This window comes from Curtobacterium sp. 'Ferrero' (genome assembly GCF_002412165.1).
Taxonomy (GTDB): Bacteria; Actinomycetota; Actinomycetes; order Actinomycetales; family Microbacteriaceae; genus Curtobacterium.
The window spans coordinates 1-23,427 of record NZ_NXIA01000001.1 but is presented as its reverse complement, the minus strand read 5'-3'; the positions used below and the strand labels follow the sequence as shown (position 1 = coordinate 23,427).

General features: G+C 71.8%; 17 protein-coding genes, 1 tRNA gene and 1 pseudogene. 11 read left to right on the top strand and 8 right to left on the bottom strand.

Annotated elements, in window-relative coordinates:
* The first annotated feature begins 2 nt into the window (after positions 1 to 2).
* Entirely contained in the window at positions 3 to 1,235 is a 1,233-nt protein-coding gene (locus Csp2054_RS00095; protein ID WP_096897211.1) for a CDP-glycerol glycerophosphotransferase family protein, read from the top strand.
* 35 nt (positions 1,236 to 1,270) lie between these two features.
* On the opposite strand, the gene Csp2054_RS00090 is transcribed toward Csp2054_RS00095, so the two are convergent.
* From Csp2054_RS00090 to Csp2054_RS00075, 4 genes are all read right to left on the bottom strand, one after another.
* Entirely contained in the window at positions 1,271 to 1,573 is a 303-nt protein-coding gene (locus Csp2054_RS00090; protein ID WP_096897209.1) for a hypothetical protein, read from the bottom strand.
* A gap of 113 nt (positions 1,574 to 1,686) precedes the next feature.
* Positions 1,687 to 2,457, bottom strand: a complete 771-nt coding sequence (locus tag Csp2054_RS00085) for an ABC transporter ATP-binding protein (protein ID WP_096897207.1) — start codon at positions 2,455 to 2,457, stop codon at positions 1,687 to 1,689.
* A complete protein-coding gene (locus Csp2054_RS00080; RefSeq protein WP_096897205.1) occupies positions 2,457 to 3,281 on the bottom strand; it encodes an ABC transporter permease in 825 nt (274 codons plus the stop codon). The genes Csp2054_RS00085 and Csp2054_RS00080 overlap by 1 nt, the downstream gene beginning before the upstream one ends.
* 41 nt (positions 3,282 to 3,322) lie before the next feature.
* Complete coding sequence (locus Csp2054_RS00075) at positions 3,323 to 4,018, bottom strand: NTP transferase domain-containing protein (protein ID WP_096897203.1); 696 nt, start codon at positions 4,016 to 4,018, stop codon at positions 3,323 to 3,325.
* 321 nt (positions 4,019 to 4,339) lie between these two features.
* Between Csp2054_RS00075 and Csp2054_RS00070 the strand changes: the two genes are divergently transcribed.
* From Csp2054_RS00070 to Csp2054_RS00060, 3 genes are all read left to right on the top strand, one after another.
* Positions 4,340 to 5,665 carry an ABC transporter ATP-binding protein gene (locus Csp2054_RS00070; RefSeq protein ID WP_255252536.1) on the top strand — a complete coding sequence of 442 codons (1,326 nt, stop codon included), beginning with the start codon at positions 4,340 to 4,342 and terminating at the stop codon, positions 5,663 to 5,665.
* On the top strand, positions 5,641 to 7,212 hold the full coding sequence (locus Csp2054_RS00065) for an ABC transporter permease (protein ID WP_096897201.1): 1,572 nt from the start codon (positions 5,641 to 5,643) through the stop codon (positions 7,210 to 7,212). The genes Csp2054_RS00070 and Csp2054_RS00065 overlap by 25 nt, the downstream gene beginning before the upstream one ends.
* 131 nt (positions 7,213 to 7,343) lie before the next feature.
* Positions 7,344 to 7,604: a DUF3039 domain-containing protein gene (locus tag Csp2054_RS00060; RefSeq protein ID WP_096897605.1), complete on the top strand. Its 261-nt coding sequence runs from the start codon at positions 7,344 to 7,346 to the stop codon at positions 7,602 to 7,604.
* Between the two features lie 18 nt (positions 7,605 to 7,622).
* Here Csp2054_RS00060 and Csp2054_RS00055 read toward each other — a convergent pair.
* Positions 7,623 to 8,918 (bottom strand): annotated as a pseudogene (locus tag Csp2054_RS00055) (nicotinate phosphoribosyltransferase); the annotation flags it as partial.
* A 1,069-nt stretch (positions 8,919 to 9,987) separates the two neighbouring features.
* Between Csp2054_RS00055 and murI the strand changes: the two are divergent.
* From murI to rdgB, 3 genes are read left to right on the top strand one after another with little or no spacing between them, the layout of a single operon-like run.
* A complete protein-coding gene (murI, locus tag Csp2054_RS00050; protein WP_096897197.1) occupies positions 9,988 to 10,833 on the top strand; it encodes a glutamate racemase in 846 nt (281 codons plus the stop codon).
* Positions 10,830 to 11,570: a ribonuclease PH gene (gene rph, locus Csp2054_RS00045; RefSeq protein ID WP_096897196.1), complete on the top strand. Its 741-nt coding sequence runs from the start codon at positions 10,830 to 10,832 to the stop codon at positions 11,568 to 11,570. The genes murI and rph overlap by 4 nt, the downstream gene beginning before the upstream one ends.
* A complete protein-coding gene (gene rdgB, locus Csp2054_RS00040; protein WP_096897194.1) occupies positions 11,567 to 12,163 on the top strand; it encodes an RdgB/HAM1 family non-canonical purine NTP pyrophosphatase in 597 nt (198 codons plus the stop codon). The genes rph and rdgB overlap by 4 nt, the downstream gene beginning before the upstream one ends.
* A gap of 331 nt (positions 12,164 to 12,494) precedes the next feature.
* Here the strand turns inward: rdgB and Csp2054_RS00035 are convergent, their stop codons facing one another.
* The 3 genes from Csp2054_RS00035 to Csp2054_RS00025 all read right to left on the bottom strand — a co-directional run bounded on the left by Csp2054_RS00035 (position 12,495) and on the right by Csp2054_RS00025 (position 14,811).
* On the bottom strand, positions 12,495 to 13,187 hold the full coding sequence (locus Csp2054_RS00035) for a DedA family protein (RefSeq protein ID WP_096897192.1): 693 nt from the start codon (positions 13,185 to 13,187) through the stop codon (positions 12,495 to 12,497).
* Positions 13,188 to 13,314: 127 nt separating this feature from the next.
* Positions 13,315 to 13,394, bottom strand: a tRNA-Leu gene (locus tag Csp2054_RS00030).
* Positions 13,395 to 13,491: 97 nt separating this feature from the next.
* Positions 13,492 to 14,811: an MFS transporter gene (locus Csp2054_RS00025; protein WP_096897190.1), complete on the bottom strand. Its 1,320-nt coding sequence runs from the start codon at positions 14,809 to 14,811 to the stop codon at positions 13,492 to 13,494.
* A gap of 39 nt (positions 14,812 to 14,850) precedes the next feature.
* On the opposite strand from Csp2054_RS00025, the gene mnmA reads away from it, so the two are divergent.
* From mnmA to Csp2054_RS00005, 4 genes are all read left to right on the top strand, one after another.
* Positions 14,851 to 15,957 (top strand): tRNA 2-thiouridine(34) synthase MnmA, encoded by a 1,107-nt coding sequence (gene mnmA, locus Csp2054_RS00020; protein WP_096897188.1) that lies wholly within the window; start codon positions 14,851 to 14,853, stop codon positions 15,955 to 15,957.
* A 143-nt stretch (positions 15,958 to 16,100) separates the two neighbouring features.
* Entirely contained in the window at positions 16,101 to 18,455 is a 2,355-nt protein-coding gene (ligA, locus tag Csp2054_RS00015) for an NAD-dependent DNA ligase LigA (RefSeq protein ID WP_096897186.1), read from the top strand.
* 287 nt (positions 18,456 to 18,742) lie between these two features.
* Entirely contained in the window at positions 18,743 to 20,011 is a 1,269-nt protein-coding gene (locus Csp2054_RS00010) for an alpha/beta hydrolase (protein ID WP_176491471.1), read from the top strand.
* A 1,030-nt stretch (positions 20,012 to 21,041) separates the two neighbouring features.
* Complete coding sequence (locus tag Csp2054_RS00005) at positions 21,042 to 23,390, top strand: transglycosylase domain-containing protein (protein WP_096897182.1); 2,349 nt, start codon at positions 21,042 to 21,044, stop codon at positions 23,388 to 23,390.
* Positions 23,391 to 23,427 lie beyond the last annotated feature (37 nt).

The following is a 23,427-nucleotide window of genomic DNA, read 5'->3' as shown; positions in this document are numbered from 1 at the left end:
CCATGTCGATCCTGACTGACGCACGCACGGCGGTCCGGCTCGTGCAGCGACTCCTGAAGTCGCGTGCCGACCGCGGGACGCTCGCCCGGCGCCTGGCGACGGTGCCGCCGCTCCGCCCGGGCTCCGTCGAGATCGCGGTGTACTTCGCCGACGGACCCGTGAACATGTACCAGGTCCGGCAGTGGTACGCGCCCCTGGCCGCCCTGGCCGAGGAACACCCCGTGGCGATCGTGTCGCGGAGCCCCGGCACGATGCTCGCGCTGCTGGACGAGTCGCCGGTCCCGGTCGTCTACGCCCGCCAGGTCGTCGACCTCGAACGCTTCGTCGACGAGCAGGCGCCGAAGATCGTCCTGTACGTCAACCAGAACGCCCGCAACTTCCAGATGATGCGGTACGGGCGGATGTGGCACGTCTTCGTCAACCACGGCGAGAGCGACAAGATGTACATGACGACGAACCAGTTCAAGGCGTACGACTACGCTCTGATCGCCGGCGACGCGGCCCGCGACCGACTGGCGTCCGCGCTCTGGGACTACGACCTCGACGCCAGGACGATCGCGATCGGCCGCCCGCAGGCCGACCACTTCGCCGGCGACGTCCCCTGGCCCGCCGACGACCGGACGGTCGTGCTCTACGCCCCGACGTGGGAGGGCGACCGTGCGGCAGCGGCGTACGGCTCCATCGCCAGCCACGGCGTGACCATCGCCGAGCGTGTCCTGGCGTCGCCCCGGCACCGGCTGGTCTACCGTCCGCACCCGCGCTCCGGCGTCCTCGACCCCGCGTACCGTGCTGCCCACGAGCGGATCATCGCTGCGATCACCGCCGCGAACGCCGCCGACGCCGCGGCGCACCACGTGCACGACGACGGTCCGTCGCTCGGCTGGCAGCTCGCCGGCGCCGACGTCGCGATCACCGACATCTCGGCCATGATCTACGACCGCCTGGCACTCGGGAAGCCCCTCATCGTGACCCGACCGGCGTCCTCCGACGCGGACGTCGACGAGCGGGGGTACCTCGGCGACGCGAACTGGCTCCGGGCGGAGGACGCGGCGGACGTCCTGGCCCGGGTCGACGCGGCCGTGACCGACGCGGAGGAGTTGGCACGCCTGCAGCACTGGGTGGAGCGGTACTTCGGGGACACGAGCCCCGGTGCCGCGACCGCGCGGTTCCACGCCGCCGTGGAGCAGCTGCTCGCCCGCTGGCGGACCGTGGCCGCGGCGCACGAGCAGGACTGAGCGGGCGCGGACCCGGACCGCGGTGTGCCGCGTGGTCAGCGGCCCACCGAGGCGCCGGCCAGGGACATCCGCCACAGGTACTCGCTGCGGTCCGGGCGACGCCAGCGCACCACGACCACGCCCGTGTCGTCGGCTCCGGCGCCGAACACGCCGATCGACATGCTGCGCCCGGGTTCGAGCCGCCGCACCGCGAGGGGCGGACAGTACCCCGAGCCGAGATGGGTGAGCGACAGCCCGTCGACCGGCTCCGGGCCGTCGTTGACGAGCTCGTAGCGGCGCGGGGCCTGGCTGCGGTCGATGCGGAAGGGGACGCGGTAGGCGGGGGTCGTCGGGGGCATGTCCGGAACGATAGGAGGGGGCACCGACGCCGGGACGGTCCGGGTGCCCCGGCGGCCCTGCGGTTGTGGAGGGGCGCGATGGGGGCCGTGTTGTTGAGGAGGAGGCGGCCCGGTCAGACGCCGTAGTCGGTCGAGTAGCGCGCGAGTGCCTCGTCGATCGAGCCGTCGAACTGCAGCCGGCCCTTGTCGAGGTAGAGCCCGCGATCGCAGAACCGTCGGAGGTCCTTGTCGCTGTGCGAGACGAAGAACAGCGTGCGGCCGCCGGCCAGCAGCTCCTCGATGCGCCGGTAGCACTTCTCGCGGAACGCCTTGTCGCCCACCGCGAGGACCTCGTCCACCAGGATCACCGGTTCGTCGAGCCGTGAGATGACCGAGAACGCGATGCGGACCTTCATGCCGCTCGAGAGGTGCTTGTACGGGGTGTCGACGAAGTCGCCGATCTCCGCGAACTCGATGATCTCGTCGAACGCGTCCCGGATCTCGGCACGGGACATGCCGTGCAGACCGGCCGTCAGGAACACGTTGTCCCGGACGGACAGGTCGCCGACGAACCCGCCGGTGATCTCGATCAGGGGAGCGACGCCGGCCCCCACCTGGACCCGCCCCTCGTCCGGGAGCATCACCTGGGCGACGAGCTTGAGCAGTGTGGACTTGCCCTGGCCGTTGCGGCCGACGACGCCGATCGCCTCGCCGGGACGCACGTCGAAGGTCACGTCGCGGAGCGCCCAGAACTCGTCCGCACGCTTGCGGCGGGTACTGCCCGCGAACAGGTCCTTGAAGCTCCGGGACGAGCGGCGGTTGCGCTTGAACCGGATCCCGGCGCCGCGGACGGAGATCACCGGACGGACGGTGATGCCCGCGGTCGTCTGTTCGGTGGTGGTCATCACAGCTCCTTGAGGACCCGGTGCTCGCTCCGGCGGAACACGACCGTGCCGATCACGATGACGATGAGCGTCAGCACGAACGAGACGGCGACCTCACGCCAGTCGAGCTGCTTCGGGAAGAACGCGGACCGGTAGATGCCGAAGATGCCGCTCAGCGGGTTCAGGGCGGCGAGGTCGTGCAGCCGGTGGGGGAGTGCCTGCGTGCCGTAGATGATCGGCGACGCGTAGAAGAGGAACCGCAGCACGAGCTTGACGGCGCGCTCGAGGTCACGGAAGAAGACCACGAGCGGCGCGACGATCAGGCCGAGGCCGTACACCAGTCCGGCCTGCAGCACGATCGCGATCGGGTAGAGCGCGAGCTGCCAGTGCACGTGCGCGCCGGTGGCGATCGCGAACACCGCGAGCACCGGCAGGCTCAGCAGGAACTCGATGCCCTTCGACGCGCTGACCCGTGCGACCCAGATGCTGCGCGGGATGGTCGTCGAGCGGATCAACTTGGCCTCGCTCGTGAACGCGCGCGTCGAGTCCGAGACGGCACCGGTGAACCACATCCACGGCAGGAGCGCCGACAGCAGGAACACGATGTACGGAGCCTCACCGACGGAGCCGCGGTGGAAGACCTGCGTGAAGACGAACCAGTAGATGGCCGACATCACCAGCGGGTCGAGGATGGACCAGAGGTAGCCGAGCGCGGACGTGGAGTACCGGACGCGGAGGTCGCGGACGGTCAGCAGCCGGAGCGCGTGACGGTAGCGCCGACCAGCGCTGCGCGATGCCGCTGGTGCGGTCGGCGCGGGCGTGGTCGGCGCACTCGCTGTGGTCACGGGTTCCCTCCGGGCGGAAGCGCCGAGGGGCTGTTGTCGACTCAGGCGAACAGGTTGTTCGCGCGCTCGAGGTCCTCGGCGAAGTCGATCTCGACCGCGTACAGGTCGGAGATGTCGACCGGGGTCCAGCGTAGCCCGTCCTCGGCGATGGCAGCCTCGATGCCGCCCTCGAAGTACTCCTGGTCGTCGACCCGGCCGAGCTGGCGGATCAGAGCCTGCTTGTCGGCCGACGAGACGTAGTTGATGCCGACGGCCTCGCCGAGACCGCCCACGACCTGCTTCGAGAGCTTGTGGATGAAGCCCTCGGCGTCGACGGTGTACTTGACCTCCTCGTCGGAGACCTTCTCGGTGTTGACGCTCACGAACGAGCGGTCCTCGTCGATCATGTCGGCGGCGCGGACGAGGGCACGCGGGTCGAAGACCACATCGCCGTTCATCCACAGCACGCCGCTCTTGCCGGTGGCCTTGAGCGCACGGAGGAGGCTCTTCGAGGTGTTCGTCGAGTCGTAGGACTCGTTGTAGACGAAGTTCGCCTCGGGGAAGGCCTCGACGATGTACTCGGACTTGTAGCCGACGACGATGGTCACGCGGGCGCTCGAACCGAACGCGGCGCGGATGTTGTCGAACTGCTGCTGCATGATGGTGCGGCCGTCGGAGAGTTCGGTCAGCGGCTTCGGCAGGCTCCGCCCGAGGCGGCTGCCCATCCCCGCGGCGAGGATGACGATCTGCGTGCTCATGCTGGTCCCTTCTGGTGTCCGCCCGCGCGCCTTCGGGCACGGGCGGGCCTCGTCGAGTCTGCTCCCGCGCGGTCCGGATCCGCCGGGAGCGGGCGACTCTACGAGCGAACTCACAGCGCGGCTGCTCCACGTACGGGCCGCTCACAGCGGGTTTCGTGGTGGTGAACACTCCGGCGTGCCCAGGTGAATGATACGGAAACTCGGCCGGGAGGGGTACACCCGTGACGGGTTCGTTCTCCATTCGTGACACTCCCGGCGGTCGGCTCGGCGAACCTCGGCCCGGGGCCGCCGACTGTCTCCCCGCGTTGGTACGGTGGGGCGGTGGCCGCTGGAACAGACGACGAGGACGTGTACGCGACGTCCGACGCTGACTGGCTGACCGAGGCCGAGGAAGACATGGGGGACGGGGATGCGCGCGACGCCTCCGATGATGACGACTTGACCGACGACACGACGATCGTCGACCACGACGCGTTCGTGGACGACCCGGCGCGCGCGGACGACTCCGCGCTGACGGACAGCACGGCGACCGAGCCGTCGGGTGACACGGCGACGGGTTCCGGGGCGGTGGACGCTGCACCGGCAGCTGCCGAGGTTGCTCCGACCGCGCCCGCACCGGCTGCGACCGGCACCGCGGCGAAGGGCCGGACCGGGAAGAAGCGCGCGAAGCGACCCGCCGGGGCGGCCGCACCGAGCGCTGCCGCGTCGACCACCGCCGCCGGCCCACGGGGAACCGACCAACAGGTCGACACGCCCGCCGACGACGCGAGGCCGACGGGCAAGCCCGCGCAGGAGCAGCAGCCCGCGCAGAAGCAGCGGACGACCGCCGCGAAGCGGCAGCCCGGCACCAAGCGGCCGACCGTCGCGAAGCCCGCCGCCGAGCAGCAGCCCGTGGTCCTCCGTGCGAGCGGCCTGGTCAAGCGGTACGGCCAGACCCTGGCCGCGGACGAGGTCGACCTCGAGATCCGCCAGGGCTCGATCTTCGGCGTCGTCGGCCCGAACGGCGCCGGCAAGACCACCACGCTGTCGATGGTCACCGGCCTCCTGCGTCCGGATGCCGGGTCGGTGACCGTGCTCGACCACGACGTCTGGGCCGACCCGACCGCCGCCAAGCGCAGTCTCGGCGTGCTCCCGGACCGGCTGCGGCTCTTCGACCGGCTCACCGGCGGACAGCTGCTCTACTACTCGGCGACGCTCCGCGGGCTCGATGGCGCGACCGCTCGGGACCGCAGCGCCGACCTGGCCGAGGCGTTCGGTCTCGGCGAGGCGCTCGGCCGCCAGGTCGCGGACTACTCCGTCGGCATGGCGAAGAAGATCGCGCTCGCCGCCACCCTGATCCACTCCCCGCGGGTGCTCGTGCTCGACGAACCGTTCGAGTCCGTGGACCCGGTGAGCGCGGCCACGATCACCGACATCCTCCGCCGGTACACCGCCGGCGGCGGGACGGTCGTGCTCTCGAGCCACTCGATGGAGCTCGTGCAGCGCACCTGCGACTCGGTCGCGATCATCGTCGGCGGCAAGGTCCTCGCCTCCGGGACGATGGCCCAGGTCCGCGGACGCAAGAGCCTCGAGGACAAGTTCGTGGAGCTCGCGGGTGGCCGCGTCGTCGCAGAGAGCATGGAATGGTTGCACAGCTTCTCCGGCTGAGGGCCGACCTGCTCGCCGGCGAGGTCCGCGGGGGCGCGCGCCGGTCGGTGCTGGTCGTCCTCGGCAGCCTGCTCGGTCTCGTCGCCGCCGTCGCGATCGCCGTCGTGGCGGCGGACCTCCGCAGTGCGTCGCCGGACGCGGCGCGCGCCGTCGTCGTGCCGGTCGGGACGCTCCTGACGTTCGGCTTCACGATCGTCCCGCTCGTGGTCGGTCGGAGCGACCAGCTCGATCCCCGCCGCTTCGCCGTGTTCGGCATCGGGCGGAAGGACCTGGCTGTCGGGCTCGGTGTCGCCGGTCTCGTCGGCGTGCCCGTCGTCGCGGTGGCGGTCGTCGCCGTGGGGCAGTCGGTCACCTGGGCGCGCGGCGGCGGGACGGCGGTCCTCGCGGTCGTCGGCGGAGTCCTCGCCGTGCTCACGTGCGCCCTGCTGGTCCGCGTCGCCTCGACCGTCGGGTCACGGCTGATCGGACAGCACCGCACGCGCGACGCCGGTTGGCTCGTCGCCCTCGTCATCGTCGTGCTCGGCATCCCGACGGTCTCCCTCCTGCTGGACTCGGGGTGGATCGACCCCGCCAGCACGCCGGCGCAGCGGGTCGCCGAGGTCGCCGGGTGGACCCCGTGGGGAGCGGCCTGGGCGGTGCCGGCTGCCGCCGCTGCCGGGGACGCCGGCGGAGCGTTCCTCGAGCTCGTCGTCGCGGTCGCGGTCGTGGCGCTGCTCGCCTGGGCCTGGTGGGCGCAGGTCGGCCGGGCGCTCGAGACCGTGGAGGGTCGGTCGCGCGGTCGGCGCTACCGGGGCCTCGGGTGGTTCGACCGACTCGGTTCCGCGCCCGTCGCCGCCGTCGCCGCCCGTGCACTCACGTACTGGGGACGTGATCCGCGCTACCGCACCTCGTACCTCATCATCGTGTTCGTGCCGATCGTGGTGGTGCCGCTCGGCGTCGCCGGGGTCCCCTGGCACTGGACCGCCCTCGTGCCGCTGCCGCTCATGGCGCTCATCGCCGGGTTCCTCCCGCACAACGACGTCTCGTACGACAACACGGCCGTGTGGCTGCACGTCGCCTCCGGCGCACCGGGGTGGAGCGACCGTCTGGGACGCGTCGTGCCCGTGCTCACGGTCGGTGTCCCCGCACTGGTCGCCGGCGCGGCGGTCTCAGCCTGGTTGTTCGGTGACCCCGTCGCGTTCCCGGTGCTCATCGGTGTCGGTGCCGCGGCGCTCCTGTCCGGTCTGGGACTGTCGAGCGTGGTGTCGGTCCTGCTCCCGTACCCGACGGTCCGCCCGGGCGACCACCCGTTCCAGCAGCCGCAGGCCGCCGGGGTGACGGCCACGGTCGCGCAGTCGACGATGGTCCTCGGCACCGTCGTGTGCTCGGTACCGGCAGTCTGGCTCGCGGTCCTCGCCCTCACCGACGGACCGGACCCGTGGGCCGGTTGGACGCTCGTGGTCGGAGCCGTCGTCGGTGTCCTCGTCCTCACGGTCGGGGTCGTCGTCGGGGGACGGCTCTTCGACCGGCACGGCCCGGACCTGCTGTCCGCGGCGCAGCGCAACTGAGCGAGCGACTGATGCGCGCGCGACCCGGTGGTCGCGGGGCGACCAGCAGCGGACGGGAGGCCCGTGGCGGCGCCGCCACGGGCCTCCCGTCCGACATCGCGGCGGCAGCCGCAGCGTCGTACCCTGGAGCCATGAGCATGACGGAACCCGGCGGCGGCCTCGACGTGATGGACCGCGAGCTCGAGAAGCTCCTCGAGGACGAGGCGATCGAGCCCGGTGACCACGAGCGGTTCTCGCACTACGTGAAGAAGGACAAGATCCTCGAGTCCGCGATCAGCGGCAAACCCGTGCGGGCGCTGTGCGGCAAGAAGTGGATCCCCGGACGCGACCCCGAGAAGTTCCCGGTCTGCCCGGACTGCAAGAAGATCTACGAGCGGATGAAGGCGGAGTAGCCGCCAGCCGCGAGCGCATCACAGCACGAGGGTCGGGACGGCCGGGTCGCCGCGACCGATGCGTGACGCATCGACGGGCAGCTCGGCCTTCGCCATCCGGTGGTGCTGTCGCGCTGCCTCGACCCCGCGTGTGCCGAGGTACGCCTGGTCCACCTCGCCCTGCGTGACCACCGGGACCATGAGCGGCCGCTCGTCGGCGCCGACCTGACCTTGCGTCCGGACCACCTCCGCGGTGGCGACGCCGTTGCGGAGTCGTCGACCGGCCTCCTTCCGGCCGCCCGTCGACGCCTTGTCCGCGGACTTCTTCGCCACCGGCACCCAGGCCTCGTCGGCGGGGTCGCGGTGGGCGACGAGCTTGAACACCATCCCCGCGGCCGGGTGCCCGGAGCCGGAGACGACCGACGTCCCGACGCCGTAGGAGTCCACCGGAGCCGCCCTGAGCGCGGCGATCGTGTACTCGTCGAGGTCGTTCGTCACCGTGATCTTCGTCCCGGTCGCTCCGAGCCGGTCGAGCTGCGCCCGGACGGAGGCCACCACGGACGGCAGGTCGCCGGAGTCGATGCGCACGGCACCGAGCTTGCCGTCCGTGAGGCGGACCGCCGTCTCCACGGCCGCTTCGATGTCGTACGTGTCGACGAGCAGGGTGGTGCCGTTGCCGAGGGCGTCGAGCTGCGACCGGAACGCCGCTTCCTCGGAGTCGTGCAGCAGCGTGAACGCGTGCGCGGCGGTGCCCATCGTCGGCATGCCCCAGGTGCGACCGGCTTCGAGGTTGCTCGTCGCGCCGAACCCGGCGATGTACGCGGCGCGGGCGGCGGCGACGGCGTTCCACTCGCCCGTGCGGCGTGAACCCATCTCCGCGAGGGGGCGGCCGTCGGCGGCGGACACCATGCGGGCGGCGGCGCTCGCGATGGCGGAGTCGGCGTTGAAGATGCTCAGCGCGAGGGTCTCGAGCACGACCGCCTCGGCGAAGGTGCCCTCGACCTGGAGGACGGGCGAGTTCGGGAAGAACACCTCGCCCTCGCGGTACGCGCGGACGTTGCCGCTGAACCGGTAGTCGGCGAGCCACCGCGCGGTGCCCTCGTCGATGACGCGGCGATCGCGGAGGAAGCCGATCTCGTCGTCGCCGAAGCGGAAGTCCGTGAGGGCGGTCAGGAAGCGTCCGAGGCCGGCCGCGACGCCGTAGCGGCGCCCGTCGGGGAGTCGGCGGGCGAACACCTCGAAGACGCACCGACGGTCGGCGGTGCCGTCCTTCAGTGCGGCGTCCACCATGGTGAGTTCGTACTGGTCCGTGAGGAGCGCGCTGGTCACCTGTTCGACACTACGGCAGCGGTCGGCCGGGAGGCACGGCCCGCGTCGTGCGGGTGCGGGTGCGGGTGCGGGTGTGCTGGTGCGGTGCCGGGTGCGATGGGTGCGGGTGTGCTGGTGCGGTGCCGGGTGCGATGGGTGCGGGTGTGCTGGTGCGGTGCCGGGTGCGGTGGGTGCGGTGGGTGCGCGGGTGCGGTGGGTGCGTGGGTGTGCCGTTCGCGAGCGGGCGTTTTCTGCGGGGAGGCGCGGCCGCGGCCCGCAGAGAGTGCCCGTTGGCGGACCCAGGCGCCCTCACAGGCCGAGTGCGTGAGCGGGCCGGGTGCGTGAGCGGGCGGTTCCTGCGTGGAGGAGCGGGCGTGGCCGGCCGAGAACGCCCGCTCGTGGGCCGTGGTGTGTGCGCGGGCGTTTTCTGCAGGGAGGTGCGCGCACGGCCCGCAGAGAGTGCCCGTTCGCGGGAGCGGTGTGCGCACGGGAACGGTTCGCACGTGGCGGGGTGCGTGAGCGGGTGGTTCTCGTGGGTGCGAATTAGTGTGAGGAGCGGAAAACGCCCGCTCGGGTCCTGATGGCGAGCGAGTGCGGGTGGCGCGGGGTGCGCAGGTGACCGCCTGGAGGCGCGGGGCCCGCTCCTGGGAGGCGATCCGTGCCTCCCGGGTCGGCTGGGGCGCTCCCGCGCCCGCGAGCGGGCGGAATCAGCGGGTGGGAGCGATCTTTATCGGCAGAAAACGCCCGCTCGGCGGGTGGGGGAGGCGGATGCGGCGGATGGGGGCGAGCAGTGAGGGCAGGAATCGCCCGATCGGGAGGTTGGGGAGAGAAAGCGCAGGGGCAGCGGGCGAGCGGGCTCCGGGCGAGGCGGGTACCTCGGCGAGCGGGCGGAATCGGCGGGTGGGGGCGCTCGCGGTGCGCAGGAAGCGCCCGCTCGGCGGACCGGGCCCGCTCGGCGGACCGGGCGCGTTCGGCGGACCGGGCGCGTTCGGGGGACGAGCGGGCGGAATCGGCGGGTGGGGGCGCTCGCGGTGCGCAGGAAGCGCCCGCTCGGCGGACGGGGCGGTGCGCACGCGGCGGTCGGTACGCTGGTGCGGTGACGGATGCACCGATCGGAGTCTTCGACAGCGGCGTCGGTGGGCTCACGGTGGCCCGGGCGATCATCGACCAGCTGCCCCGGGAGAGCATCCGGTACGTGGGGGACACGCTGCACTCGCCGTACGGGCCGAAGCGCATCGCCGACGTCCGCCGGTACGCGCTCGAGGTGATGGACGACCTCGTCGAGCAGGGCGTCAAGGCGCTCGTGATCGCGTGCAACACCGCCTCGTCCGCAGTGCTCCGCGACGCCCGGGAGCGGTACGAGCAGGCGTACGGGATCCCGGTCGTCGAGGTCATCCAGCCGGCAGCCCGCGCCGCCGTCAAGCAGACCAGGACCGGACGCATCGGGGTGATCGGCACGGTCGGCACGATCGCCTCCCGGGCGTACGAGGACGCGTTCGCCGTCGCCTCCGGCGTCACGCTGTCGCTCGCCGCCTGCCCGCGGTTCGTCGAGTTCGTCGAGGCCGGGGACACGTCGTCACCCGCCCTCCGCACGGTCGCCGAGCAGTACCTCGCGCCGATCCGGGACGCCGACGTCGACACGCTCGTCCTCGGCTGCACGCACTACCCGCTGATGTCCGCCGCGATCCAGTACGTGATGGGTCCGGACGTGACCCTCGTGTCGAGCGCCGAGGAGACCGCGAACGACGTCTACCGGCGCCTGGTCGAGCACGGCCTCGAACGGACCACGCCGGAGCCGCCGACCTACGCGTTCGAGGCGACCGGCGACGACAAGAACGGCTTCATCCGACTCGCCCGACGCTTCCTCGGCCCCGAGGTCTCGAGCGTCGGACACCTCCAGACCGGGGCGATCCAGCTGCCCCAGACCGAAAGGACCTCATGAGCGACACGCTCCGCATCGACGGCCGCACCGCGACCGACCACCGTCCCGTCACGATCGAGCGGGGGTGGAGCACGCAGGCCGAGGGCAGCGCGCTCATCTCGTTCGGCAACACCAAGGTGCTCTGCACCGCGAGCTTCACCAACGGGGTGCCGCGCTGGCTCACGGGCAAGGGCACCGGGTGGGTCACGGCCGAGTACTCGATGCTGCCGCGGTCGACGAACGAGCGCATGCAGCGTGAGTCGATCAAGGGCCGCGTCGGGGGTCGCACGCACGAGATCTCGCGCCTGATCGGCCGCTCCCTGCGAGCCGTCGTCGACACGAAGGCCCTCGGCGAGAACACCCTCGTGATCGACTGCGACGTGCTCCAGGCCGATGGCGGCACCCGCACGGCGTCGATCACGGGTGCCTACGTCGCCATGGCCGACGCGATCGAGTGGGGCCGGGAGCGGGGCTTCGTCGCGAAGAAGGCGACGCCGCTCTCCGACAGCGTGCAGGCGATCTCGGTCGGCATCGTCGGCGGCGTCCCGATGCTCGACCTGGCCTACACCGAGGACTCGTCGGCCGACACCGACATGAACATCGTGACGACCGGCTCTGGGAAGTTCATCGAGGTGCAGGGCACCGCCGAGCACGCCCCGTTCGACCGCGACGAACTGAACACGCTGCTCGACCTGGGGCTCGCGGGCAACGCCTCGCTCGCCGCGATCCAGCGCGAGGTGCTGGGGGCGGCCTCGTGACCGAGCGGCGCGTCGTCCTCGCCAGCCACAACGCCGGCAAGCTCGTCGAGCTGCGCGACATCCTCGGCGACGCCCTCGGCACCGGCGTCGAGCTCGTCGGGTACGACGGCCCGGAGCCGGTGGAGGACGGTGACTCGTACGCCGCGAACGCCCTCATCAAGGCGCGCGCGGCGGTCGAGCACACGGGACTGCCGGCGCTCGCCGATGACTCCGGGATCGCGGTCGACGCGCTCGGTGGTGCGCCGGGGATCCACTCGGCCCGGTACGCGGGCACGCGGGTCGACGCGGACAACATCGCGCTGCTGCTGCGGAACCTCGAGGGCGTCGTCGAGCGCACCGCGGCGTTCGTCTGCGCCGCCGCGTTCGTCACCCCGGACGGCACCGAACACGTGTTCGAGGCGGTGTGGAACGGTGAGGTGACGACGGAGCCGGTCGGCACCGGCGGGCACGGCTACGACCCGGTGTTCCGTCCGGACGACGCCGACCGTACCTCGGCGGAGTTGACCCGCGACGAGAAGAACGCCCTCAGCCACCGGTCGAAGGCGTTCCGGGGGATCGCGCCGATCGTGCGCGAGTACTTCGGCGCCGAGTAGGCGGCGCGGCGCCGGGCGCAGTGCTGCGCCGCGCGGCGCGGCTGGAGCCCGGTGCTGCCGCACGATCGGAGCCGCTCCGCACCACGTGAGGACGTGGTGCGGAGCGGCTCCGGTCGTGCGAACGTTCGCGCGCAACGACGCACGCGAACGGGCGGGAGCGAACGCACGCACGCGAACGGGCGGGAGCGAACGCACGCACGCGAACGGGCGGGAGCGAACCCACGCACGCGATCCGGCGGGAGCGAACGCACGCACGCGAACGGGCGGGAACGCACGCACGCACGCGAACGGGCAGGAACGAACGCACGCACGCGACGGCGCGCGGCCCCCGCTACGGGCGCTCGACCTCGGTCTCGGCCGCGGCGTCCCGCTTCGCCTTGCGCTGGTTGCGCAGCACGGTGAGCGCCACGGGGACGACCGTCACGACCACGGCGAGCAGCAGGATCACGTCGATGTAGTTGCGCACGAGGTCGCCGACGACCGGCACGAAGCCGAGCACGTAGCCCAGGAAGGTCACGCCGACGCCCCAGACGAGGGCGCCCACCGCGTTGTAGAGCGAGTACTTCTTGTAGTTCATCCGGCCCACGCCGGCCGCGATCGGCAGGAACGTGCGGACCACGGGGACGAACCGGGCGAGGATCACGGCGAGCGGACCGAAGCGGTCGAAGAAGGAGTAGGTGCGGTCGACGTTCGCCTTGGAGAACAGGCCGCTCTCCTTGCGCTCGAAGATCGGCGGTCCGGCCTTCTTCCCGATGTAGTAGCCGAGCTCGCCGCCGAGGAAGGCCGCAGCGGCGATCATCAGCGCGGCGAGCCACACCGGGATCCCGCCGATCTGTCCGCCACGGTCGAACGCGAACAGGCCGGTGATGACGAGCAGGCTGTCACCGGGGAAGATGAACCCGACCAGCAGACCGGTCTCGGCGAAGATGATCGCGCAGACCACGAGCACGGCGACGGCGCCGAAGTGGTCGAGGATGTACTGCGGATCCAGCCAGGGGATGAGGGCGAGAGCGACGGAGTGCATGGTTCTTCCGGTCGGGCGGGCGGGGACACGAGGACGACCCCGCTGGGACGAGGGTACCGCCCCGGGGTGTCCGGACCATCCGCCAGGGGTATGACTTGGCGGGCAGAGTGCGGAGAACCGTCCGTCGTGCGGAAGGAGGGACTCGAACCCTCACGCCGGGGCACAGGAACCTAAATCCTGCGTGTTTACCAATTCCACCACTCCCGCGAGCAGCGGCAGTCTACCGAGCGCGAGCGACGGGGCGGACGCGCACCGTGCCTCCCGGCCGGACCGACGGTCGGTCCACCCACCTGCGCGGCGCGTGTCAGCGCAGGCGACGGGGCAGGTACCGCGGGACGTAGCGGAGCAGCACCCCCGCGCCGACGAGGCCGAGCACGCCCATCACCCCGCTCGCCACCGCGATCGACGCGACGGCGGTGACCGCGGAGATGAGGAGCGGCGCAGCCGCCTGCCCGAAGTCGCCGGTGAAGCGCCACGCACCGAGGAACGGCGCGGGATGAGCCCGCGGGGCGAGGTCCGCCCCGAGCGTCATGAGGATGCCGGAGCCGACGCCGTTGGCGAGCGACATCCCGATGGCGATGCCGACGAACCAGCCGACCCGGGTGTCGAGGTGCCCGGACCAGGCGAGGAGGAAGTAGCTGACGGCGAGGCCGAGCATGCACGGCAGCGCGCTCGCGAGCCGACCCCAGCGGTCCATGATCTGCCCGCTCGTGTAGAAGAGCGCGAAGTCCACGGCTCCGGCGATGCCGATGACGAGGGCGGCGGTCGCGTCGTCCAGGCCGACGCTGACGGCCCACAGCGGCAGGATGACCTGCCGTCCGGCGCGGAGCGCGCCGATGAGACCGGCGCCGCTGCCGAGTCGCAGCAGCACCTTCCGGTGCGTGCGGATGGTGCGGAAGAGTCCGTGCGCCTCGTCCTGCACGAACTGCGCGCCGGTGTCGGTGGGCGGCTCGGTGACGGCGGCCTCGGCTGCGTCAGGCGCTGCGGTCACGTCCGTCGCGGCGGCCGGCCGGGAGGCACGGGGCGGCTTGCGGAAGCCGCGTGCGCCCGTCGCCGGGTCGCGGATGGCGAGGAGCACGACGGCGGCGAGCAGGCAGCAGGTGACGTGGATCCAGAAAGCGCTCTGCGTCGTGCCCGTCAGGTGGACGACGCCGGCCGAGATGAACGGGCCGACGAAGTAGCCGAAACGGAACACGCCGCCGAGGCTCGACAGCGCGCGAGCCCGGATCTGCACCGGGATCGCGGTGGTCATGTACGCGTGCCGCGCGAGCGCGAACACGGCTGTCGAGACCCCGACGAGGAACACCCCGGCGGCGAGCACCCACGGGTTCGGCGACCACGTGCACACGAGCAGGCCGACGACCGACACCGCCGCGGCGCCGATCATCGCGTTGCGCTCGCCGATCCGCGCGACCACGACCCCGGACGGCACGTCGCCGATGAGCTCCCCGACGAGGATGAGCGACGCGACGAAGCCGGCGAACGCGAGCCCGGCGCCGAGGGAGTCCGCGGCGATCGGGATGATCGGGATGATCGCCCCCTCGCCGATCGCGAACAGGGCGGCCGGGAGGAAGCCGGACAACACGACCGCGCGGAAGTCGAAGGCGGGGGCAGCGGAGGGCATCGTTCGACCAACGGTACGCCTCGTGCTTACCCTGGACGCATGCGAGTACTGGCAGCGATGAGCGGCGGCGTCGACTCGGCGGTCGCCGCAGCCCGGGCCGTCGACGCCGGACACGACGTCGTCGGCGTGCACCTCGCCCTGAGCCGGATGCCGGGGACCCTTCGCACCGGCAGTCGGGGCTGCTGCACGATCGAGGACTCCATGGACGCGCAGCGTGCCGCGGCGGCGCTCGGCATCCCGTACTACGTCTGGGACTTCTCGGCGCGGTTCAAGGAGGACGTCGTCGACGACTTCGTCGCCGAGTACCAGGCCGGCCGCACCCCGAACCCGTGCATGCGGTGCAACGAGCGCATCAAGTTCGCGGCACTCCTCGAGAAGGCGCTGGCGCTCGGGTTCGACGCCGTCGCGACCGGGCACTACGCGTCGATCGTCACCGCGCCGGACGGGTCGCGCGAGCTGCACCGGGCGGCCGCGTGGGCGAAGGACCAGTCGTACGTCCTCGGCGTGCTGACCGAGGAGCAGCTGCAGCACGCGATGTTCCCGCTCGGCGCGACCCCCTCCAAGGACGAGGTCCGGGCCGAGGCAGCTTCGCGCGGTCTCACCGTGGCGCAGAAGCCCGACTCGTACGACATCTGCTTCATCCCCGACGGCGACACCCGAGGCTGGCTCGCGGACCGGGTGGGCACCGCCCCCGGCGACGTCGTCGAGCGCGACGGCACGGTCGTGGGGGAGCACCAGGGCGCGGCGGGCTACACCGTCGGGCAGCGGCGGGGCCTCCACCTCGGCCGCCCGGCGCCCGACGGCAAGCCGCGTTTCGTGCTCGAGATCCGCCCGAAGGAGAACACCGTCGTGGTGGGTCCGAAGGAGGCGCTCGACGTCACCTCGATGTCCGGCTCACGGTTTACCTGGGCAGGCAGGGCGCCGGCGGACCCGACGGTCCCGTTCGCCTGCGACGTGCAGATCCGTGCCCACGCCGACCCGGTGTCGGCGACGGCGCGGGTGTCGGACGGAGCGCTCGTGATCGACGTGGACGAGCCGCTCTCCGGCGTGGCCCCCGGGCAGACCGCGGTGGTGTACGTCGGGACGCGGGTGCTCGGGCAGTGCACGATCGACGCCACGGTGTCGGCGGTCCCCGTCGACGCCTGACGGGCTGCGTGCGGGCGGCGCTCCCGGGCGGGGCGTCGGGCGTGGGCGGCGCTGTCGTCCGGTCCCGGCTGCCTGTCCGGGCGGCGCTCCCGGGCGGGGCGCTGGCTGCGCGTCCGGTCGGTGGTTGCCGGTAGAACTGAGGCATGAGCGAGAGCACGCCCGACGACGCCACGCCAGTCGACGCGACCTTCGAGACGACGGACCCGTCCGAGCTCGACGCCGCACAGTCCGCGCGCGAGGTCGAGCGGCTCCGTGCCCGCATCACCGAGCTGCGGCACGAGTACTACGAGGGCAACGCCTCGACCGCGTCGGACGCCGACTACGACGCGCTGCAGCACCGCCTCGCCGCGATCGAGGGGCTCCACCCCGAGCTCCTGACCGAGGACAGCCCGACGCAGACCGTGGGCGGGCAGGCGCAGACGACGCAGTTCGCGCCCGTCGAGCACGCCGAGCGCATGCTCAGCCTCGACAACGTGTTCAGCCCGGAAGAGCTCGCCGACTGGGCCGCCAAGGTCGAACGAGACGCCGGTGCCGAGCGCGTGCGGTGGCTCACCGAGCTGAAGATCGACGGCTTGGCCATCAACCTCCGCTACGAGGACGGCCGGCTCGTCTCGGCCGCCACCCGAGGCGACGGCGTCGTCGGCGAGGACGTCACCGGCAACGTGCGGACGATGGGCACGATCCCGGACCGGCTCGCGGGTACCGGGCCCCCGCCGATCGTCGAGGTCCGCGGCGAGATCTTCTTCCCGGTCGCCGAGTTCGACGAGCTCAACGCCCGGCAGCGCGACGCGGGCGAGAAGGTGTTCGCGAACCCGCGCAACGCCGCCGCCGGTTCGCTCCGCCAGAAGGAAGAGGGCAAGTCCGAGGCGAAGCGCGCGCTCATGGTCGACCGGCTCCGGCGCCTCCGGATGCTCGTGCACGGCATCGGTGCGTGGCCGGTGCGGGAGCTCGAACGCCAGACCGACGCGCACTCGCAGTCCGAGGTCTACGAGCTGCTGCAGACCTGGGGGCTGCCGACGAGCTCGCACTACCGCGTGTTCGACACGGTCGACGAGGTCCTCGGGTTCGTCCGCGACTACGGCGACCGGCGGGCATCGGTCGAGCACCAGATCGACGGCATCGTCATCAAGGTCGACGACCTCGCACTGCACGAGGAACTCGGCTCGACCTCGCGCGCGCCGCGCTGGGCGATCGCCTACAAGTACCCGCCGGAAGAGGTGCACACGAAGCTCCTCGACATCGTGGTGAGCGTGGGGCGCACGGGGCGTGCGACGCCGTTCGCGGTGATGCAGCCGGCCGAGGTCGCCGGTTCGGTCGTGCGCCAGGCCACCCTGCACAACCAGGACGTCGTCAAGGCCAAGGGCGTCCTCATCGGCGACACGGTCGTGCTCCGCAAGGCCGGGGACGTCATCCCCGAGGTGCTCGGCCCCGTGGTCGAGCTCCGCGACGGCTCGGAGCGCGAGTTCGTGATGCCCGAGACGTGCCCGGAGTGCGGCACGCCGCTCGCGCCCGCGAAGGAGGGCGACAAGGACCTCCGGTGCCCCAACGCGGAGAGCTGCCCGGCCCAGGTCCGCGGGCGCGTCGAACACATCGCCTCCCGCGGCGCCCTCGACATCGAGGGTCTCGGCGAGGTGGCTGCCGCCGCCCTCACCCAGCCGCTGCACCCGGAGACCCCGCCGCTCGTCACTGAGGCCGGGCTCTTCGACCTGACGATGGAGGACATCGTCCCGATCGAGGTCATCGTCCGCGACGCCGAGACCGGCATGGAGAAGACCGACGACGCCGGCGTGCCGAAGCGCGTCACGCCGTTCAGCCGTGCGCGCAAGAAGACCGACCCGCCGTTCGACCCGGACGCCCACGGCGCGGACTACACGGGCGAGCCGAGTCGGTACCCGTCGAAGAACGCGTTCGAGATGCTCGCGAACATCGACGGCGCGAAGACCAAGGACCTCTGGCGGCTGCTCGTCGCGTTGAACATCCGCCACGTGGGACCGGTCGCCGCCCGGGCGCTCGCCGCCCACTTCGGCTCGCTCGACGCGATCCGCGCGGCTTCTCGCGACGACCTCGCCGCGGTCGACGGCGTCGGGGGGATCATCGCGGACGCGCTGCTCGCCTGGTTCGAGGTCGACTGGCACCGCGAGATCGTGGACCGCTGGAAGGCCGCCGGGGTGCGGTTCGCGATCCCGGACCACCCGGGGCCCGGTGCGGCGGCTGCCGAGGGTGGGGTCCTGTCCGGCATCACGGTCGTGGCGACGGGGACCCTCGAGGGGTACACACGCGAGGGTGCGCAGGAGGCGATCCTCGCAGCGGGCGGGAAGGCCGCGTCGAGCGTGAGCAAGAAGACGGACTTCGTCGCGGCCGGTCCGGGCGCCGGATCGAAGCTGACTAAGGCCGAGCAACTCGGTGTACGGATCATCGACGCGGAGCAGTTCCGACTGCTCGTGACCGAAGGTCCGGACGCCCTCGCGGACTCAGCGGAGGCGACGTCGGAGGCGTGAGTCCGTCTCAAGAGCACGTCACGGCGTCGTCCGCACGGCGCGGCGCGCCGGATCGTGAACCCAGTTCAGGGGACAAGTTGCAGCGCGCACGACCGAGAACGGCCAGATTTCCTTACACTCGGTAGAGCATCACTCGCCGCCTGCAGGGAGACGGCGAGCAGGCCTTCCCGGGGGAGACCCGATTGCTGCTCATCGCCGCGGCTCTGCTCACCGCCTCGATGCACTCGCTGGGAGTGGTCGAGGCCCCCGACGCGCCTCCGACCCCGGCTGTCGTCGCCGTGCACTCCGTGAGCGCTCTCAGCGAGGACGCTCCGGTACCCCTGCCGGTCATGACCGGGGGACAGATCACGCCCGACGAGGTCGCTCACGCGCGTGGGCGGACGTTCCTCGACGACCTCACGCGCCTGAGCACCGACGACCTGCGAACAGCCGGCACCGACGCCGCCGTCGTGGCGGTGCCGCAGGACGACCCGCCGGAAGCGGCCGAGGTGGCCGTCTGGTGGGCCGGTCTCGACGGGGACGAACGGCAGGTGTTGGAGACGCTCGCGCCCGCGGTGGTCGGCAACCTCGACGGGGTGCCGTACGACGTCCGGGACCGGGCCAACCGTGTCGTCCTGACCGCAGCCCTGGCCGCCCCGACGACGCCGGCCTCCGAGTCCGCGATGCTCGGGCAGGTCCGCAAGTCCCTCCACACCGAACCGGGCGATCCGTACCGTTCCCTCATCACCCTCGACACCCGCGGTGCGGGCCGTGCGGCGATCGCGATCGGCGACCTCGCCACCGCCGCCGACGTCACGGTCGTGGTCCCGGGCATGTTCTTCACCGTGACCGGCCAGATGGTCGACTTCACCGCGACCGCGAACGACCTCGCCGCCGAACAGGCCACGCTCGCGCCGGTCGCGGCCGCCGTGCCGGGAGACGGTACCGGCAACGGCGTCGCGGTCGTGGCCTGGATGGGGTACCGCACGCCGGACCTCTCCAACATCCTGTCGCTCGGCCTGGCCGAGACCGGCGCAGCCCGCCTCGAACGAGCCGTCGCCGGACTCCGGGCGGTGCGTGGGGTGCAGGAGCCGCGGCTGAACATCGTCGCGCACTCGTACGGGTCCACGACGGCGTTGATCGCGCTCGCCTCGGGGCGGATGACGGCCGACAGCCTGACGGTCCTCGGCTCCCCGGGCAGCTCGGTCCGGACCGCGTCGCAGCTGGCGGTCGATCCCGATGAGGTGTTCGTCGGCAACGCCCACAGTGACCCGATCGCGGGTTCGGGCTACTTCGGTACCGACCCGGGCTCGGCGTCGTTCGGGGCGACCGCCCTCGACCTCGGTACATCCGCCGGCATCGTCGACGGTGACGTGTTCCGGCGGCCCGTCGGGCACAACGACTACCTCAAGCCCGGGACCGCCTCCCTGCACGACGTCGCGCTCGTCGCCGTCGGACGCGGTGACCTGGTCCGTGAACGGCAGCGGCGCGGCGAGGGGGGTGGGGACTCGGTCGTGCCGGGCTCGCCCGACATGTACCTCGTGCGCCCTCAGGACCTGCAGCAGCAGCGCGACTGAGGCACAGCGCAACCCAGGGCCGCGAGGAGCCGGAGGTCCACGCTGTACGGCGCGCGATCATGCGGGCCCGGTCGCTTGTCCCGCCCTCCACGCCGCCCGTTCTCTCCCGCTCTCTCGCTCTCTCGCTCTCTCGCTCTCACGTTCTCTCGCTCTCTCGCTCTCTCGCTCTCTCGCCCTCCGTCTCTCACCCCCTCGGTGCCGAGCGGGCGCTTCCTGCTGCCCGCCCGCGCCTGCACCCGTGGGAACCGCCCGCTCGCGAACGCAGCGTCCGCTCCTGCCGGAATCAACCGCTCTCTCGCTCTCACGTTCTCTCGCTCTCCGTCTCTCACCCCCTCGGTGCCGAGCGGGCGCTTCCTGCTGCCCGCCCGCGCCTGCACCCGTGGGAACCGCCCGCTCGCGAACGCAGCGTCCGCTCCCGAAGAGATCACCCGCGACCGCGCCCGCGCCAGCGCTCGCCCGCGAAGCTCAGGTCGCCCTTACCCGCCCGTGCCGTGGCGATTCCGCGAGCGGGCGGTTCTTGCGGCTTGCGCGCGCCTGCACCCGCACGAAACCGCCCGCTCGCGAGCGGTCCGCCGCCGCGCCCGGACGCCTCAGCACAGATGGGCCTCCGAGCGGGCACTTCCGGTGGCCCGGGAGCACCTCGACATGCAGGAAGCGCCCGTTCGCGAACATCCGGGCACACAGACGTCTCCGTACCGCACCCGCACCCACGGGAAGCGCCCGTTCGCGCGCGCGAGCCTTGCATCCCGCAGTTGGCGGGACGGGGCCGAGCCGCGCCTCCAGGCCGTCCGCGTGACCACGCGACGGATCAGCCTCCGAGCGGGCTCTTCCTGTGGCCCGAGCGCACCAGCACGCGCAGGAAGCGCCCGTTCGCGCGGACCGACCTCGCACCCGACCCCGCACCCGCACCGAGCCCGGGCGACCACACGCCCCCACGACACCGCTCCCTGGACGACTCCCTGAACGCGGGCGCAGCCTGCGGTGCCCCCGCGGCAGAACCGACCCAGGGCGGGCCCATACCGTGCACCGCATGCGTGTGATGCGGTGGCCCGGTGCCCTCCTGATGTTCGTCGGCCTGTCGGCGCTGGCCGGCATGCTCGTCACCGTCGCCGTGACCCCCGCCGTCGCCATCGCCGGAGAGGGCGCTTCCGGAGCCGTCTCGTTCTTCGAGGACCTCCCGGACTACCTCGACATCCAGACCCCGCAGCAGGTGTCGTCGGTCTACGCGACGAAGGACGGGCAGCAGGTCAAGATCGCGTCGTTCTACGCGGAGAACCGGGTGAACGTCACCGGCGCACAGATGGCGAAGACCCTCAAGGAAGCGGCCATCGACACCGAGGACCCCCGCTTCTACGACGAGGGCGGCATCGACGTGATCGGCACGCTGCGCGGTGCTGCGGCCACGGCGGTCGGCGGCGACGTCCAGGGCGGGTCGAGCATCACGCAGCAGTACGTGAAGAACGTCCTCGTGCAGCAGTGCGAGTCGCTGACCGGGAAGACGGAGGCCCAGACCCAGGCGAAGGTGCAGGCCTGCTACCAGGACGCGGCCGGCGTGACGCCGCAACGGAAGCTGCAGGAGATGCGCTACGCCATCGCGGTGAACAAGAAGTACACGAAGGACCAGATCCTCACCGGCTACCTCAACATCGTCGGACTCGGTGGTCGGGTGTACGGGGCCGAGGCCGGTGCCGAGTACTACTTCGGTGTGCACGCGAAGGACCTGTCCCTCGTGCAATCCGCCACCCTCGTCGCGATCCTGAACAACCCGTCGAACCTCCGGATCGACCAGCCGTCCGACAAGGCCAACGGCAAGGCGAACGGGTACGCGCTCACGAAGACCCGCCGCGACTACGTCCTGCGGCGGATGGAGGCGCACCACTCGATCACGAAGACCGAGATGGAGCAGGCGATCGCGACGCCGATCCAGCCGAAGATCACCGCGACGGCGAACGGCTGCTCAAGCGCGGCGACCGGGTTCGACGCCGGCTACTTCTGCGACTACGTGCGGGACCAGGTGCTGCAGGACCCGGCGTTCGGGGCGACGACCGCCGAGCGCATCGCGACCCTCGACACGAAGGGCCTGCAGATCCACACGTCCCTCGACCTCGACCTGCAGTCCCAGGCGCAGGCCTCGCTGTCCGCGTACGTGCCGGCGACCATGGCGGGGGTCGACGTCGGCGGGTCGAACGTCACCGTCGAGCCGGGCACCGGGCGGATCCTGTCGATGGTGCAGAACACGTCGTACACGCAGTCCGACGCGGCGGGCGCGGGGTCCACGGCCGTCAACTACAGCGCCGACACCGCGTACGGCAACTCCGGCGGCTTCCAGACCGGCTCGACGTTCAAGGTGTTCACGCTCGCAGAGTGGCTGGCGACCGGGCACACCCTGAGCGACACGGTGAGCACGACCGAGCACTCGTTCCCGACCTCCGAGTTCACGAACTCCTGCGTGAACATCGCCGGTCCGAACTGGTCGGTGGCGAACGCCGAGGCCGTGCCGTCCTCCATGACCGTGCAGGCCGCGACCAGTGAGTCGATCAACACCGCGTTCGGCGCGATGGGCAAGCAGCTCGACCTGTGCCAGATCGCGAACCTCGCGGCGAACATGGGCATCCACCTGGCGAACGGCGGGAAGATCAGCTCCGTCCCGTCGATGATCCTCGGGACGAACAACCTGTCGCCGATCGACCTCGCCGAGGCGTACGCGGGCTTCGCGAACGCCGGGGTCGTCTGCACCCCGACGGCCATCGACTCGGTGACCGAGGCCGACGGCACCAAGATCACGCCCACGAAGCCCTCGTGCACGCAGGGCGTCAGCGCCGAGGTCGCCGGCACGGTCGACTACGCGCTGCAGGGCGTGCTGCAGGGGAACGGCACCGCGGTCACGGCGAACCCGAACGACGGCACGCCGAAGTTCGCCAAGACCGGGACGACCGACAGCGACGTCCAGAACTGGCTCGTCGCGTCGACCACGAAGTACACGAACGCGACCTGGATCGGGAACGTGCAGGGCAACGTCGGCCTGGCGAACACGCCGTTCCTGCAGGGCACCACCGGGTACAGCGCGAAGTTCGGCGTCGGCAAGCAGCTGATGACCTACCTGGACCAGCACTACGGCGGCGATGCGCTGCCGACGCCGGACGCGGCGATGATCGGCCAGGCGTCGTCGCAGTCGCAGTCGCAAACGTCCAGCGGAGACCCCGCCGGCACGTCGGCCGGGACCACCGGCACCGGCACGGCCGGCTCGAGGTCGGGGAACAGCACCGGCCAGCAGGCGACGCCGCAGCAGACCACAGCGCCGGTTCCGGCTGCCACGACGGCTCCCGCCACGGGCGCGAACGCGCCGACGTCGGGGAAGTCGGGCAAGTCCGGCAAGTAGCCAGGTCGGGCGATCAGGCCGGCCGGGAGGCGCGGCT

Bases quoted from the DNA above. Each gene is read 5' to 3' on its own strand.
- Csp2054_RS00090 (WP_096897209.1), bottom strand. From the start codon at position 1,573: ATGCCCCCGACGACCCCCGCCTACCGCGTCCCCTTCCGCATCGACCGC.
- ligA (WP_096897186.1), top strand. From the start codon at position 16,101: ATGAGCGAGAGCACGCCCGACGACGCCACGCCAGTCGACGCGACCTTC.
- Csp2054_RS00035 (WP_096897192.1), bottom strand. From the start codon at position 13,187: ATGCACTCCGTCGCTCTCGCCCTCATCCCCTGGCTGGATCCGCAGTAC.
- Csp2054_RS00085 (WP_096897207.1), bottom strand. From the start codon at position 2,457: ATGACCACCACCGAACAGACGACCGCGGGCATCACCGTCCGTCCGGTG.
- rph (WP_096897196.1), top strand. From the start codon at position 10,830: ATGAGCGACACGCTCCGCATCGACGGCCGCACCGCGACCGACCACCGT.
- Csp2054_RS00065 (WP_096897201.1), top strand. From the start codon at position 5,641: ATGGTTGCACAGCTTCTCCGGCTGAGGGCCGACCTGCTCGCCGGCGAG.
- Csp2054_RS00075 (WP_096897203.1), bottom strand. From the start codon at position 4,018: ATGAGCACGCAGATCGTCATCCTCGCCGCGGGGATGGGCAGCCGCCTC.
- Csp2054_RS00025 (WP_096897190.1), bottom strand. From the start codon at position 14,811: ATGCCCTCCGCTGCCCCCGCCTTCGACTTCCGCGCGGTCGTGTTGTCC.
- Csp2054_RS00060 (WP_096897605.1), top strand. From the start codon at position 7,344: ATGAGCATGACGGAACCCGGCGGCGGCCTCGACGTGATGGACCGCGAG.
- mnmA (WP_096897188.1), top strand. From the start codon at position 14,851: ATGCGAGTACTGGCAGCGATGAGCGGCGGCGTCGACTCGGCGGTCGCC.
- Csp2054_RS00005 (WP_096897182.1), top strand. From the start codon at position 21,042: ATGCGTGTGATGCGGTGGCCCGGTGCCCTCCTGATGTTCGTCGGCCTG.
- Csp2054_RS00095 (WP_096897211.1), top strand. From the start codon at position 3: ATGTCGATCCTGACTGACGCACGCACGGCGGTCCGGCTCGTGCAGCGA.